Consider the following 14548-nt stretch of genomic DNA (forward strand, 5'->3'; position numbering starts at 1 on the left):
CTTAGAATTTAAACCCTTTGTGTAATGCAACTATACCTCCAGTCATATTGGTATAGGAAACCTGATCAAACCCAGCTTCTTCCATCATTCCTTTTAATGTTTCTTGGTCTGGGTGCATGCGAATAGATTCGGTTAAATAGCGATAGCTATCTGCATCATTCACAATCACTTGACCAATTCTTGGTAATATATGGAAAGAGTAAGCATCATAAATCTTACTTAGCGGATCAAGAACGGGTTTAGAGAATTCAAGGACTAATAGACGCCCACCGGGTTTTAGCACACGGAACATAGAACGTAACGCTTTGGCTTTATCAGTCACATTACGTAAACCGAACGAGATAGTGATACAGTCAAAGTAATCATCAGGGAATGGCAGCTCTTCTGCATTCGCTTGTACATAACTGACATTACCAACAATACCGTGATCACGCAGTTTCTCACGTCCCATTTTTAACATGGAGTCATTGATATCAGCTAAAACCACTTCACCATTCTCTCCTACTAAACGAGAGAATTTTGCCGTTAAATCGCCGGTTCCACCTGCCAAGTCAAGTACACGTTGATTACGTCTTACACCACTTGCCTCAATGGTATAGCGTTTCCAGACACGATGGATGCCAAAAGACATTAAGTCATTCATTAAATCGTATTTAGATGCAACAGAGTGAAAAACCTTGGCCACCATGGTTTGTTTTTCATCTTTGTCAACGGTTTGGAAACCAAAATCTGTTGTTTCCTTAGATTGTTGAGTCATATTATTTGCCCGCTAATTAATCAAAATTTAGTAAATTCAGTACATTTCTTGCCCGGAAACCGCTATTTTTATTTATGTAAATCAATCAGAAGCTGATTTTTCAACCAGATCATTATCAATGGTCTTTTTTATCTCAACCCCTAAGGATTTAAAGCCTTCTGCTTGGCTGATAAGGTTTCCACGACCTTCAGAGAGTTTTTTCATCGCTAATAGATAGCCCGATTGCGCTTTTTGAATGCTATTACCTAGCCCTTGCATATCATCAACGAAAAGCCTTAATTTGTCATACATTTTAGCCGCTCTATCAGCAATTTCTTGCGCATTTTGGCTTTGGTATTCATAACGCCACAATGCGGCTATTGTACGCAAAGCAACAAGTAAAGTAGATGGCCCAACCAACATTATATTATTTTTCAATGCTTCTTCTAATAAATCTGGAGAATGACCAATAGCAACGAGGTAAGCAGGCTCTATCGGTATAAACATTAAAACGTAGTCTAACGAAGTCACTCCCGGTAGCTTATGATAATCTTTGAGACTTAAGCCTTTAATGTGCGCTCTGATAGAGTTCACATGAGCATGCAGCGCTTGTTTTTGTTCATTCTCATCACTGCTATTAAAGTATCTTTCATAAGCAATCAGCGACATTTTAGCATCAATAATCACATCTCGACGATGCGGTAAATGCACAATCACATCGGGTTGATAACGACTGCCATTTTCATGGCGAATACTGACTTGAGTTTCAAACTCGTGCCCTTCGCGTAAACCAGATGACTCTAAGATCCGCGCTAATACCGTTTCTCCCCAGTTGCCTTGGATTTTATTATCCCCTTTTAAGGCATTAGTCAGATTAACGGCTTCTTGCGCCATTTTGACATTGAGTTGTTGCAGTTGGCGAATTTCATGTACCAGTGTATGCCTTTCTCGCGCTTCTTGTCCAAAACCTTCTTGTACCTGCCGACGAAAACTCTCTAGTTGCTCTCGAAATGGAGAAAGGAGATGGGTTAAACCTTGACGATTAAGCTCTTGCGCTTTACGTCCACTTTGCTCAAAAATGCGGTTAGCCAGATTTTCAAACTGAGTGGCTAGTCGTTGTTCACTATTAAGCAGTAAACGCTGTTTCTCTTCAGCGGATATTCGGCTCTCTTCCCAACGCGTGGTCACTTCCCTTAATTCGGCCTCTTGAGAAGTAATTATTTCACGTTGTGCACGTAACTCTTGCTCTAAGTGCGCTATCTGTTGTTGTAAAGAAGGGATCACCAATGCTTTTTGTTGTGCAACCGCAAGCTGAGTATAATTTTCACGTAATAGGTTTTCTTTTTCGGCTAAGCGTTGTTGGATAAGCCACCAAACGGCGATCCCCCCCACCAAAACACCGCCTAATAAACCAATGATCCCGTATAACAACTGAATATCCACTCAAGTAACCTTTTTATTTTCTAGCGGGCTACGTTAAAACGCATCAGTAACATTGTCTAGCAACAATTTACATCATACGCTGATTTGCGATAAAGGACGCAATTATCCTATCCATTTCGCCAGCCATTGCAGGCCAAACGCTCCTGGTGCCAGAATACCAAATGCCCAGATCATCGCAGAAGCCAAATTCGCCAGCTGAAAATAGCGTTGTGGCATAGCACAAATACCCGCAACTAAAGGCACTATTGCCCGAAAAGGCCCAAAAAATCGCCCAATAAATACCCCCCAAACACCCCAGCGATTAAAAAATTGATGCCCTCTTACCAAGGTCTGCGGTGAGCGAGAAATCGGCCATAAGTTTCTTACCCCCTCTTTATAGTGATAACCCACCCAATAGGAGATCCAATCACCAAAAAAAGCGCCTAGGGCGGCGGCAAGCCAAATCGGCCAAAAGAGTAGACCACTTTCACCTATTAATGCTCCTAGGCCTAATAGGATAACAGTGGCAGGTATTAATAACGAGATAAAGGCAAGTGACTCACCAAATGCGAGTAAGAACACGATAGGCACAGCCCATATTTCGTGCTCTTTTACAAACAGAGTGATGGTATGAATAATGTCTTGTACTGTCACAATAGAGACCTTAAATTCGGTTAATTTCAGTAAAAAAGCACAACATCTTTAACCGAATATAAATCACTTCACTATTCGAGAAAATAGTTTTGTAAGCTTTCTCTACTTTGCGCATCCAAGCCAATATCTTTTTCAAGCCAAGTATCGATATTGCCATAGTGTTGATTAATACTGGCAAGGGCTGTTTGCAGAAACTCTTCTTGTACTGAATAAACATACGCAAATTTATTCACCACATTTTCACTCAGTGTTTTAGCATGCTCTTCTAAAAGATAAGCGCGGAAAGGCGCTAATGTTTCATTGGTGAGTAAGTAATCTTCCATCACCACATCTAATGAGGCCCCTAAGGCAAATAAAACTAAAGCAGAGCCCACCCCCGTTCTATCTTTACCTACTGCACAATGTTGTATAACACCGCCTTTTTCTGGTTGCTTCAACAACGTTGCCAACTGTTTATAAGCCGGATTATTAATAGGTAGTAATTTATATAGCTGAAACATAAATGCTTTAGCATCAAACTGTTCCAGTATTTCTGGGGTGAGTTTTTCAAGGTTAGCAGACACTTCTTTCGATAATGGATTGGCTGGAGCATGGTAATATTGTGCCCCTTCCCATACTCGATCCGGCTTATCAACAATTTCACCTGTGTCACGATAGTCTAAGATTTGAAAAAGATTTTTATCAATAAGAAGCGCTTGATCGGTATCCGTTAATCTATCCAGTGAACCGGAGCGAAAGAGTAAGCCGGGTTTGATAATACCGCCATTACTGAGCTTTTTTCCCCCTAGATCACGAAAGTTAATCCCACCTGTTAAAGGCAACACCGAAGGATGTGTTTGTAAGATATCAGTCATAATGCCTCTTCTCATTGTTGTATTGTTAAGACCATTAAGACCTTAACAGAAATCTATAACGGTTGACATATTAACATGATGAATTACCGCACAAAAAAAGCCTTTAATACACCAATGTATTAAAGGCTTTAGTATTTCATTTAGAAAACTTATTTCATTAAAGTGCGAGCAGCTTCAATCACGATACCTAATGCATTATTTTCAGTTTTCTTCAGTAATTCAGCATCGGGGATCTCTTGTTGAGTACGGTTAACAATAACACCTGCAACCATACCTGCACGTAAGCCTTGGCTTGCACACATGGTTAATAATGTAGCGGATTCCATTTCATAGTTCATCACACCCATTTCTTGCCACTCTTTCATAGAGCCTTTAAAACGACGAACGACTCGACCAGTATAAGTGTCGTAACGCTCTTGGCCTGGGTAGAAGGTATCAGAAGAGGCTGTAACACCAACGTGAACCGTTGAACCATTGTCTTTAGCCGCTTTATACAGTGCATTCATACATTCAAAGTCAGACACTGCAGGGAATTCCATTGGTGCAAAGTGCAAACTTGCCCCATCTAAACGAACCGCTGCTGTGGTTACTAAGATGTCACCAACATTGATGTGCTCTTGAATAGCGCCCGTTGTACCAATACGTAAGAAAGTACGAATACCTAATTGTGCTAATTCTTCCACTGCAATTGAGGTTGATGGACCACCGATCCCTGTAGAACAAACGATCACTGCTTTTCCATCAATTTCACCACGCCATGAGGTGTACTCACGTAAAGAGGCCAGATGAACTGGGTTATCCATTAATTTGGCAATTTTTTCAACACGCTTAGGATCACCTGGAACAATTGCTAAAGTGGCACCCTGTAGGTCATTTTTGGTTAAACCTAAGTGAAATACATCAGACATATCGGACTCCTCAATGGGACAAAACCAATGTTCATTAAATTAAGTGTTACTTTATCAGTTTTTTAGACCTTTTTAGTGACTGACATCACCTGTCAGGTAATAAAAAAAGTAACAATTTCATAAAAACGTGATAATTATCACAAATAACAATGTCAAATAGCGACGCCGTGGCGGCATTATCAATATCGCTTTGGCGTAATAAAATCCTGCATTCTATTCTTGCTTAGTCGGATAAATATCACTTGAGTATAGATGAAGATACTAACTTCACGTACACTACTCGCCTTTAAAATTAACATCTCAATATAACGTAATAATGCGTTGATAGTTATTGGAGCAAGCATGAGCTTATTTAACCAAATCGCAAGCCTGTTGGGCGGTGAGAAAATTAATCAATTTAAAACAGTACTCGAATGGGTAGAAACCCAAGGGGGAATTGAAGGCTTGGTTAAACAGTTTAATAGCGCAGGATTAAGTGAACTGATCCAATCTTGGATTAGCACAGGCAGTAATTTACCTATTAATGCCGAGCAAATCGTACAAGTTTTTTCATCGCCAGTGATTAATGAATTGGCTGCAAAGATCAATATGAATACCGCTGAAACCTCTGATATGGCTGCACAATATTTGCCAAAATTGGTTGATAAACTCACGCCAGAAGGCGTCATCCCCAAAGAGTTTGATTTAATGAGCGCCGGTATGGATATGCTTAAAGCAAAAATCTTTGGTGGCTAATAAATTGAATGATGGCTATGGCGCTATTGTTTCTTAACCAATCAAGCGCAATAGCCATCTTGCTTTCTATAATCAATCGCTCTCATCACTGCATTAAAGCGTAATTAGAGAATACCTTCCTCTATTAATGCCTCATGAAAACGTTGTTTTTCTTCTTCTGTTGCTTGAATTCGAGCTAAAGGAACATCTAATACATAAGGAATATTTTGTTGAGGCTCGTACACCGCCAAAACATAAGTTTTGCCTTCCATTTCTAATGTAATGGGTGGCGTTTTCTTATTACCTGAATAAGTAATTGAAGTCTCTTTTCCGGCAACATTGGTTTTATAAGTAGCAATAAATTGTTTATTACTCACAACGACCTTAGCGGGGATAGCCGTTAATTTTAAAGGTTTGGTGCCTACTGAAAGCAATGCTTTTTTGACTTTATTGCTGATCATTTGACGATAAATGAAAAAGATCACGCAAAAAGCAAATAATGCAGTAAAAACTAATGCACTAATTAAGCGTAACCAAATATTATCAATTGCCACATCGACGGTCATTTTAGTCAGATCGTTTTCATCTGCTACTGGCTCAACCAATATATCTTTATTGCCAAAATCAAGAAAAGTAAAATTTCGTGAAACCTCGTTACCTTTATAACGTAAGTCAACACTACAATTGGTTAAAACAAATAGTTTTGAACGGCAAGAGCCATCAACATCGGCATCAATAAACACGGGGTTTTTACTAATTTGATAATCATAAACAATATTAGGAATTTGATAAGCACTAAATACTGTCATCCCTAACATTGCAATCACTAAAAATAAGGTACGGAATAAACCGCCATCCCCTTTTAATGGAGATAATGTTAAGGCTCGAGTAGGAAATGCATTTAATATTTTTTCTGACAGGTGAATACCATTTTGCACAATATCTATATCCATAAAATTAAGTTTTGTGCAGTATAGCAATATTAAAAAATATCAATAATAAGATTATCTCTTATTTTTATTTACCTATTAATAAACATTTTTGATTAATAAGAAAAAAATAGCCTATTATATTGATAACATCAAAATAACAGGCTACTAAAATATATTATTTAAATATTATTATACGTTCTGGCGTAAATATTTAGCCGCTTCAACCATATTTGCCAATGCTGCACGGGTTTCACTCCATCCCCGCGTTTTTAAACCGCAATCTGGATTTACCCATAAACGTTCCGCAGGGATACGCGATTGCGCTTTTCTTAACAATCCAACAATCCATTCTACATTCGGTACATTAGGCGAATGAATATCGTATACCCCAGGACCAATTTCATTTGGATAATCAAAATGTTCAAAGGCTTCTAATAACTCCATATCTGAGCGTGATGTTTCAATGGTGATCACATCCGCATCCAATGCGGCAATCGCCTCCATAATGTCATTAAACTCGCAATAACACATATGTGTATGAATTTGTGTCTCATCATCAGCGATAGCTGCACTGAGCTTAAAGGCATCAACAGCCCAATCTAGGTATGCTTGCCACTCATCACGACGTAACGGTAATCCTTCGCGTAATGCAGGCTCATCTATCTGAATAATACCGATACCGGCTTTTTGTAAATCATCCACCTCATCACGTAACGCTAACGCAATTTGTTTAGCGATAGTTTCACGGCTGACATCCTCACGCGGGAAAGACCAACATAAAATAGTCACCGGCCCAGTTAACATACCCTTAACTGGCTTATCGGTTAATGATTGAGCATAAGTCGCCCAATCTACCGTAATCGGTGCAGGACGGCTAATATCACCAATGATCACCGGCGGTTTTACGCAGCGGGAGCCGTAGCTTTGTACCCAGCCATTTTGAGTAAAGACATAACCTTCAAAATGCTCGCCAAAATATTCAACCATGTCATTACGCTCAGCTTCACCATGAACCAACACATCAAGCCCTAAGCGCTCTTGTTCATCTATGGCTTGCTTAATATGCTCACTAATATTAGTGCGATAAGCAGTGGTATCAATACGCCCTTTTTTAAAGTCTAAACGTACTGTGCGGATCTCGGTAGTTTGTGGGAATGAACCTATGGTTGTCGTTGGCCACAGAGGGAGATTAAACCGAGCGCGTTGCACTTTAGCTCGTTGTTGATAAGGCGATGTTCTCTCACTGTCTTGTGCATTAATCGCCTGCAAGCGTGCGGCCACTTTTGCATTATGTACACGACTAGAATGTTCACGTTGACGAATGGGGGCACTGTATTGGGCAAGTTGTTCGTCATATTCACCTTCTGGTGCATTTAATGCTTTTGCGAGTAACGCCACTTCTGCACATTTTTGCACCGCAAAGGCAAACCAGCTTTTCACTTCATCATCAAGCTTAGTCTCCGCACTTAAATCAATTGGACTATGCAGCAAAGAGCATGATGTGCCAATCCATAATGGACGCTTACCTTTTAATGCAACTACTTGTTGATAACGGGTAGTTAGATCCGCTTTCCAGACGTTGCGACCATTAATGACCCCTAACGATAACACCCAGTCTTTAGGCAATGCTTGGTGTATAACTTGCAATGCGTCCTGTCCTGCACATAGATCAATATGTAGTCCATTTACCGGTAAGTTTTTAATAATATCAAGATGATGAGTAATACCATCAAAATAGGTAGTCAATAATAGTTTAACCTGTCCAGTCAATGCTTGATAAGCAACTTGATAAGCATTTTGCCACTCAATGGGTAAATCAAGTACCAGTGCAGGCTCATCAATTTGTACCCACTCGATGCCTTTTTGCTGTAACTGACTCAATACTTGCTGATAAACAGGTAAAATAGCGTCTAACAGTGACAATCTATCAAACTCAGGTCCTTTAACTTTTCCTAACCATAAGTAGGTGATCGGCCCCAAAAGTACCGGTTTCACATTATGGCCTAATGCTAAAGCCTCATCGACTTCATCCAGTAGCTGTTGCCACGCCAGTGTAAATGATTGTCCTTGCTGAAATTCTGGCACGATATAGTGATAGTTAGTATTAAACCATTTTGTCATTTCTGAGGCGGCCGCAGGTTTACCCGTTGGTGCTCTGCCTCTCGCCACTCGAAATAGAGTATCAAGATCTAGGCGACCATCTTCATTACGATGGCGTGGCGGTATATTGCCTAATAGGAGACTAGTACCCAAGACTTGGTCGTACCAAGCAAAATCGCCAACGGGTAATAATTCGACTCCTGCATTAGCTTGCTGTTGCCAATGACGAGCGCGTAATTCTTTACCAACTGCCAGAAGTTCTGCCTGAGAAAGATCACCAGCCCAATAGCTCTCTTGTGCCTTTTTTAGCTCTCTATTTAAGCCAATACGTGGGAAACCTAATGTGTGATTGCGAATTGTCATAATAAAAAATCCTGTTTTTAGCCGTCTAGATGTTTACACATCCATAATCTACAGGTAGTGTATAAACCACAAGCGCAAATTTTTCATTCACAACCTGAAGGTTTCTCATGATAGAAATAAAACACTTAAAAACGATATTGGCACTTAAGCAAACAGGCTCTCTTGCCAATGCGGCAAATCAGTTACATCAAACACAATCCGCGCTCTCTCACCAGTTTAGTGAATTAGAGCATCGTCTTGGTTATCGTATTTTTGTCCGTAAAAGCCAACCACTACGATTTACACCACAAGGCGAAGTGTTATTAAGATTAGCGCAAGAAGTCCTACCCATTGTGCGCCGAGCGATAGAAGAGTGTAATGAGCCGGGTAATGCTCATTTAAATATTGCTATTGAATGCCATAGCTGTATTCAATGGTTAACACCCGCATTACAGCAATATCGCCAAACATGGCCGGATGTGAATGTCGACTTCCATTCAGGTGTCACTTTTGATCCACAACCGGCTTTATTACAACGAGAATTAGATGTCGTACTCACTTCTGATATCTTGGATAACCAACGCCTGCACTATACCGCGTTGTTTGATTATGAAGTTAAGCTTGTGTTATCTCCGGATCACCCGCTGGCTAATCGCTTACATATTCAACCACAAGATTTGATCTCAGAAACACTGTTTATCTATCCCGTCCAAAGAGAGCGTTTTGATATTTGGCGTCATTTTTTACAGCCCGCAGGGATCACACCACATTTTAAACATGTAGATAACACCTTACTTCTTATTCAAATGGTGGCAGCAGGAATGGGTATAGCGGCACTGCCGCACTGGGCCGTAGAGAATTTTGAAAAACAAGGATTAGTGGTCACAAAGACCTTAGGAGAAGGATTATGGAGCCGGCTATATGCAGCTAACCGTACAGGTGAGCAACATCAACCGGCAATACGAGAGTTTATACGCTTAGCAGGTCAACATGCCGTTAATCATCTGCCTTTTGTAAAACAGGTTGGTGTATCCAACGCCGATGGAACCAAAGTGATGCAACAATCAGGCTCGCGCCTATGATGAAACTTGGCCAATTAGGATGCTGTTGCCAAATAGAGAAGTTTACTAATAATCCCGCTGGAACCATCATATTATTCATAATCGCAAGGGTTCCAGCATCTACCTGTGTCGCCCCATAGTTCCACATAAAATAGCCTATTCCAGAAGCGCCAATACCTAACCAAAGCAATACCCCCCACTGTAACGATGTGGTTGGCATTTTTTGCCAATCGGCAAAACATAACGAGCCGACTAACACAACCACCACCGCCCCGATATAAAACCAAGAGAATGCGTGATGTTGAGGAAGTGGATGCATTTCCATTAATCGTTTATAGCCTACCTGTCCTATGGCGAAGAAAATATTGGCTAACTGAACCAATAATAATCCCAGCCAGAAGTCATCACTAAGATGATCATAACGAATAATGGCCGCCCCTAATACCGCCAGTAGTGCGCTAAAGGCATAGCCCCAACGTAAACGTTGTCTTTCAAGTAGATCATAAATTAAGGTGACATAAAGTGGTGTTAATACAGTAAAGAGTAAAAACTCAGCTACGGTTAAATAGTTATAAGCGTGGAACACAAACAGGTACATAATACCCAATTGGCATGCGCCTACTCCCATATACAATAAAATCACTTTAAGGCGAATGCCTTTCCAACGTAGGAAAGGCAAAAAGACAATGGCAGCTAACACCACTCTAATCAATACTGAGATCCAACTATCAACCTGACCTGCGAGATATTCACCAATCAGACTAAAAGAAGCCGCCCATAACAACGTTGTAATAACCAGTAGCCACATAATTAACTGTCTTTCTCAACTAACAGCGCTTCCATTAAATCTAATTCATGAAGCAAAAGTTGTAGTGTTTCGTTACTAATTTTACGCGTTGCACGTAAGTGATAAAGCTCACCACGCTCTGCACGCAATGCCGTTAGGCGAAAACGTCTTTCCAGATCTTCCACCAACATATTGTGCATCATCTCGTCCTGATCCGCGGTACGTCGTCTTAAATAACCGGCAACTCGAGAAGCTACTTCATTAATTTCTTCCGCATCTAGTTGCTCTTCTGTACTTGCAGCTAAACGCTCTTCCATCTTATTGAGGCTAACAATAGCGACTTCTGCCATGACTTTCTTGGCATAACGTACTTCATTTTTATCCGCTTCTTTATCGGTAGCTTTAATCCCTTTTAGTAAGAAAGGTAATGAAATAATACCGACCAAAATCGATAATAGGATCACCCCAGCCGCGATAAAGATTATCTGATAGCGCCCAGGGAAAGTACTGCCATCAGTTAAAAATAGTGGTATAGAGAGCGCACCGGCTAAGGTGATAGCACCACGTACCCCGGCAAAAGAAGACAGCCATAATTCTCTCGTCGTATAAGTGGCGAAATCAAGGGGATGTTTTTTCATAAAGAGATGGCTGATTTTCTTCATTAGCCATAACCATGTAAAACGTAAAATCAGTAACGCAAAATAGATAACAAAGACGGCGGCAAACAGCATCCATACTTCAACTTCAGGATCGAGATCAGCTTGAATAACCGAGCTTGTCCAAATAACAGGAAGCTGTAAACCCAGCATAATAAAGACCAGTCCGTTAAAGACAAACTCTAACATTGACCAGACACTATCTGCACGCAAGCGCATCGCCAATGGTGCATTGCGGATCACACCTGATTTACTGATAGTCATACCTGCAGCCACGGCAGCAAGGATCCCGGAAAAGCCAATATGTTCAGCAATCAAATAAGAAGCAAAAGGCAACAGCAACATAAAGACAATTTGAGTGGCAGGATCATCACCACTCCAACGGCTCATCAATCGCAGAGATTTACTATAGACTAACGTTACCGCAATACCCGCTAATAAACCGCCTATTGCCACTTTAAAAAACTCAAAGGTTGCGCCACCCACGGTAAATATCATCGTGCCCATAGCCACAGCAACGGCAAATTTCAGCGCCACCAGACCCGAAGCATCATTCATTAAGGCTTCGCCTTCTAAAACCCCCATGATCCGCTTCGGTATTCGCCCCTTACCGACAATCGAGGATAATGCCACCGCATCAGTTGGCGAGAGAACCGCGGCGAGCGCGAAAGCAGAAATAAGTGGAATACTAGGCATTATCCAGTAAATAAGGTAACCAATACCTACTACTGTCACCATTACCAAAACCAGCACAAGGATAAAGATCTCTCGACCATTTTGGATAAATTCACGTGTGGGGGTTTTCCATCCATCAACAAAAAGTAAAGGAGGGATCAGTAAAACTAAGAAGAGTTCAGGATCAAAGGTGACATGTAAACCAAACTGAGGCCAAGCCAAAAGTGCCCCGATCACAATCTGGATTAATGGTAATGGAATGCGAAAAGGAATAACTTTGGTAATGACACCTGAAACAGAAACTACCAATATTAAAATTAAAATAGTAAAGAAAATTTCCATGCTACCCTTACATGCTTATTTTTATCTAAGAATCTGCCATCTTTCCTGATATGAAAAGAACCCTTGCTGAATGATAAAGAAACGCATCATAAAAGTTTATCTACCATGCCTATCTTTACCTTTCCTATTTTAAACTGAACCCACATCGACTAATGAAGAATGATATAAAATTAAGATTAATCGTATCTTACAAAAAAGCTAACATATTAATGCATAGTGTTATCTATTAACGGCATCAGAAAGAGAAAAAGTATGCTGTTATTGCTGTTTTCTGTTCTAGTCATACTCTTAAGAGGATCAAAAAGTAAAATAGGCTCTATCATTGAAAAATGAAAACAGCGTCAAGCCCCCACAGAGTTATTCGATATTTTTTAGCTGAGCCATCATCACAACATCACAATATTTACCTTCTCTGAAGGCTGCATTACGACGAATGCCTTCCACTTCAAAACCTAATTTTTTATACAAATGAAGGCCTCTTTCATTATCAGCATAAACTTCTAGCTCGATACGTGTTGCAGCCAACCAATTAAAAGCATAATCAATTGCCGTATTAATGAGTGCTTTACCTATACCTTTTCCTGAAAACTCAGCACCAACACCAATACCAAAGCTGACGATATGCCGACGACGAGGATGATTGTCGATGATCAACGCTAAATGACCTGCGATTTGACCGTCAAAAGAAGCAACAAAGTGTGGAATATTTTGTTCAGAAAATTCAATTAGCCTTTTTTTCCACATAGTGACTGATGGATAAGGGAACTGACAAGTACAAATATATAAGTCTGGATGTGTATACAATTGCTGTATTGCTATAGCATCTTCAGGCTCACCATGTCGTATTTCTATCTGATGCATTTATTTTACCAAAAAATTAACAATGAGTCTTAACCTCGACAATAGCGAATAAAACTAGATAAATAAATAGCAAAAAAGCGGAATAAAAATATATTCCGCTTTTTATGTTTAAACCTGATGATTTTAATTAAATTGCCCAGTGTCCGGCATAAAATGCCACTAAAGCAATAGCAATTAGAACTGTACCAATATTAAGTTTACGCCACTCACCGGCAAAAATACGGCCAATCACTAAACAGCCAAAACCCAACATAATGCCTGTAACAATATTACACGTTAATACGATAAATACCGCGCACACCATACCTGACATCGCATCGACAAAATCACTAAAATCTAACTTAGTGACATTACCTAACATCAATAAACCAACATACATTAATGCAGGGGCTGTCGCATAGGGGGGAACTAAATAAGATAGTGGTGATAAAAAGAGGATCAATAAAAAGAGAATACCGACCACAGTTGCGGTGAGCCCTGTTTTACCACCAGCTGCAGTACCCGCTGCAGACTCAACATATACTGCTGCAGGTGCTGCACCAATTGCCCCAGCAAATATACTGCTCACGGAATCAGAAGTTAACGCTTTACCACCATTGATAATTTGTCCTCGTTTATCAAGTAAATTAGCTTGTCCCGCCACTGCGCGAATGGTTCCTGTCGCATCAAAAATAGCCGTCATCACTAAAGCTAATACACTAGGTAAAACAAGTGGTTGTAATGCGCCTTTAATATCCATGGCAAATAATAGTGCAAGGCCCTCTTCGCCTAATTGTGGCATTTTAAAGAACCCTTGATATTTCACGTTAGGATCAAAAATCAATCCAATAATCGAAATCGCAATAATGACTAATAACACACCACCGGGAACTTTACGTTTTTCTAGACCAAAAATAGCAGCAAGACCAGCCAATGACATTAATACTGAAAAAGAAGTAAATTCTCCCATCGCAACAGGTAATCCGGCTAATGGATTTTTCACCACTAACCCAACACTATTGGCTGCGATCAAAAGTAAAAATAGCCCGATACCAATCCCGGCGCCATGAGCGATACCAATCGGAATATTTTTTAAGATCCACGTTCTGATCCCTGTTAAAGAAAATAGGGTAAATAGACACCCCATCAAAAACACCGCCCCCAAAGCAACAGGTACAGAGATATGTTGACCAAGTACCAAACTAAAGGCGGTAAATGCCGTTAATGAAATGGCACAACCAATCGCCATAGGTAGATTTGCCCACAATCCCATTAACAGAGAACCAAATCCTGCCACTAAACAGGTTGCGATAAATACCGCCGTGTGGGGGAACCCCGCTTGTCCTAGCATACTGGGTACGACAATAACGGAATAGACCATCGCCAAAAAGGTTGTTAAACCGGCGATCATCTCTTTACGAACCGTAGTGCCCCGGGCGGTAAGCTTAAAATAATTATCCAGTTTACCTGTGGTTGCTGATTGATTAGCAGACATTACATTCCTCTGACATAAAAAACAGTTCAC

The 14548-nt window shown here is 40.4% G+C and carries 13 protein-coding genes; 2 read left to right on the forward strand and 11 right to left on the reverse strand.

Annotated elements, in window-relative coordinates; all coding sequences use genetic code 11:
• Position 1 precedes the first annotated feature (1 nt).
• The 5 genes from ubiE to udp form a co-directional block, all read right to left on the reverse strand.
• Entirely contained in the window at positions 2-757 is a 756-nt protein-coding gene (gene ubiE, locus GWI58_RS02530; RefSeq protein WP_004246121.1) for a bifunctional demethylmenaquinone methyltransferase/2-methoxy-6-polyprenyl-1,4-benzoquinol methylase UbiE, read from the reverse strand.
• A gap of 81 nt (positions 758-838) precedes the next feature.
• Positions 839-2179, reverse strand: a complete 1341-nt coding sequence (rmuC, locus tag GWI58_RS02535; protein ID WP_004246122.1) for a DNA recombination protein RmuC — start codon at positions 2177-2179, stop codon at positions 839-841.
• A gap of 102 nt (positions 2180-2281) precedes the next feature.
• On the reverse strand, positions 2282-2812 hold the full coding sequence (locus GWI58_RS02540) for a DedA family protein (protein WP_004246124.1): 531 nt from the start codon (positions 2810-2812) through the stop codon (positions 2282-2284).
• Between the two features lie 71 nt (positions 2813-2883).
• Positions 2884-3666, reverse strand: a complete 783-nt coding sequence (locus GWI58_RS02545; protein ID WP_004249528.1) for a tyrosine-protein phosphatase — start codon at positions 3664-3666, stop codon at positions 2884-2886.
• 149 nt (positions 3667-3815) lie between these two features.
• Positions 3816-4574, reverse strand: coding sequence for a uridine phosphorylase (gene udp, locus GWI58_RS02550; protein WP_004246127.1), 759 nt, complete (start codon positions 4572-4574; stop codon positions 3816-3818).
• A gap of 342 nt (positions 4575-4916) precedes the next feature.
• Between udp and GWI58_RS02555 the strand changes: the two genes are divergently transcribed.
• Positions 4917-5309: a YidB family protein gene (locus GWI58_RS02555; protein ID WP_161768871.1), complete on the forward strand. Its 393-nt coding sequence runs from the start codon at positions 4917-4919 to the stop codon at positions 5307-5309.
• A 104-nt stretch (positions 5310-5413) separates the two neighbouring features.
• Here GWI58_RS02555 and GWI58_RS02560 read toward each other — a convergent pair whose 3' ends face one another.
• Positions 5414-6241: a hypothetical protein gene (locus tag GWI58_RS02560; RefSeq protein ID WP_004246130.1), complete on the reverse strand. Its 828-nt coding sequence runs from the start codon at positions 6239-6241 to the stop codon at positions 5414-5416.
• A 168-nt stretch (positions 6242-6409) separates the two neighbouring features.
• On the reverse strand, positions 6410-8683 hold the full coding sequence (gene metE, locus GWI58_RS02565; protein ID WP_004246131.1) for a 5-methyltetrahydropteroyltriglutamate--homocysteine S-methyltransferase: 2274 nt from the start codon (positions 8681-8683) through the stop codon (positions 6410-6412).
• A gap of 107 nt (positions 8684-8790) precedes the next feature.
• On the opposite strand from metE, the gene metR reads away from it, so the two are divergent.
• On the forward strand, positions 8791-9744 hold the full coding sequence (gene metR / locus GWI58_RS02570) for an HTH-type transcriptional regulator MetR (protein WP_004246132.1): 954 nt from the start codon (positions 8791-8793) through the stop codon (positions 9742-9744).
• On the opposite strand, the gene GWI58_RS02575 is transcribed toward metR, so the two are convergent.
• From GWI58_RS02575 to GWI58_RS02590, 4 genes are all read right to left on the reverse strand, one after another.
• Positions 9659-10531 carry a carboxylate/amino acid/amine transporter gene (locus GWI58_RS02575; protein WP_004246133.1) on the reverse strand — a complete coding sequence of 291 codons (873 nt, stop codon included), beginning with the start codon at positions 10529-10531 and terminating at the stop codon, positions 9659-9661. The genes metR and GWI58_RS02575 overlap by 86 nt on opposite strands.
• A gap of 2 nt (positions 10532-10533) precedes the next feature.
• Positions 10534-12183, reverse strand: a complete 1650-nt coding sequence (locus GWI58_RS02580; RefSeq protein ID WP_004246134.1) for a Na+/H+ antiporter — start codon at positions 12181-12183, stop codon at positions 10534-10536.
• Positions 12184-12540: 357 nt separating this feature from the next.
• Entirely contained in the window at positions 12541-13044 is a 504-nt protein-coding gene (locus GWI58_RS02585) for a GNAT family N-acetyltransferase (protein WP_004246135.1), read from the reverse strand.
• A gap of 127 nt (positions 13045-13171) precedes the next feature.
• Positions 13172-14518 carry an NCS2 family permease gene (locus GWI58_RS02590; protein ID WP_004246136.1) on the reverse strand — a complete coding sequence of 449 codons (1347 nt, stop codon included), beginning with the start codon at positions 14516-14518 and terminating at the stop codon, positions 13172-13174.
• Positions 14519-14548 lie beyond the last annotated feature (30 nt).

The sequence above is a fragment of the Proteus sp. G2674 genome, from assembly GCF_009915195.1.
Classification (GTDB): domain Bacteria; phylum Pseudomonadota; class Gammaproteobacteria; order Enterobacterales; family Enterobacteriaceae; genus Proteus; species Proteus mirabilis.